Source organism: Bacillus sp. AFS023182 (assembly GCF_002560575.1).
GTDB lineage: Bacteria > Bacillota > Bacilli > Bacillales > Bacillaceae_G > Bacillus_A > Bacillus_A arachidis.
The window spans coordinates 1-1386 of the sequence record NZ_NTRO01000136.1 but is presented as its reverse complement, the minus strand read 5'-3'; the positions used below and the strand labels follow the sequence as shown (position 1 = coordinate 1386).

Genomic DNA, 1386 nt, shown 5'->3' with positions numbered 1-1386 from the left:
ACACGGTTATTTCATTAGGCAGCTTGATAAAAGTGAGTCCGGTATTGTACCGGGCTCATTTTTAATTTTGCCTTTATCCGTTTGGTATTATAATAATCTATATATTTTTCTAATTCTATTTTGAAATGCTCTACACTTTCAAACTCTTTTATGTAGAGAAATTCAGACTTCATGATTCCAAAGAAATTCTCCATTACTGCGTTGTCGTAACAGTTGCCTTTACGAGACATACTTTGTACGATACCTCTTTCTTGTAATGCGTGACGGTACTGTTTCATTTGATAATGCCAACCTTGATCTGAATGCATCAATAGTTGGTGACTTTCAGGTAAACACTCTAATGCTGTCTCTAACATTTCTGAAACAAGTGAATATGTTGGTCTAGAGCCAATTGTATAAGTAATGATTTCACCATTATACAAGTCCAATACAGGGGATACATAAAGTTTCTCACCGAATAATTTAAACTCCGTAATATCGGTTACCCATTTTTCATTTGGCGCATCTGCCGTAAAATTACGCTCTAAAATATGGGGTGCAATTTTACCAACTGTTCCTTTATAAGATTTATATTTTTTCATACGTACAAGGCATTTTAAACCTAATTCTTTCATAATTCGTTGTACCTTTTTATGATTCACTATTTGATTACGGTTGGCTAATTCATCACGAATACGACGATATCCATAACGACCTTCGTGTTCATCATAAATCGCTTTAATTTCTACTTTTAAATCCGCATCTGGATCGATTCTATCCATTTGTTTTACATAAAAGTAATATGTGCTTCGAGGGATACCCGCTAACTTTACTAATTCTTTCACTTGAAACTCATGCCTTAATTCATAGACTACTTGTGCCTTGTCTTGTCTGGTGATTTTTCCTTGTTTTGAACTAAGGCATTCAACTTTTTTAAATACGCATTTTCCATACGTAAGCGTTCTAATTCAGCTTGTAACGCTTCAACTGAACCTTCTGCCGGAATTTTTTTCGTATCCTGTTTTGTGTTTTTATTTTTCATGGATGGACGCCCCTTTTTCTTTGGTTCAAGGGCATCTAAGCCACCTAATTCAAATTGCTTCTTCCATTGATAAACCGTTGTAAAAGAAGGAATCATGAATATAGCCGCTGTATCCATTAACGATATACCCGATTGAGCCATAAAATTTAGTACGTTTAGTTTAAACTCTACGGTGTAATTTGTATAGACCTCGTGTAAACCTTCTTCTCCATGGAGTTCGTATAAGCGCAACCAGTATTGAAATTGCGCCTTTGTAATATGCATCTGTTTTGCATATTTTGCTTGAGAAATTGTTTTTGGATTAAATCCTTGAACGAGCTTTAACCTTGAATCCTTCGTAAATTTTGTCATAAAAAAACTGCACC

1 protein-coding gene is annotated in these 1386 nt (G+C 34.8%); it reads right to left on the bottom strand.

What is annotated here, in order from left to right; translation table 11 throughout:
• Positions 1 to 14: 14 nt before the first annotated feature.
• Positions 15 to 1372 (bottom strand): IS3 family transposase gene (locus tag CN288_RS27595; RefSeq protein WP_098303616.1). Its coding sequence is split into 2 segments (ribosomal slippage): positions 15 to 916 and positions 916 to 1372, totalling 1359 coding nucleotides; the frame shifts between segments, so codons are not numbered across the junction.
• Positions 1373 to 1386: the final 14 nt, after the last annotated feature.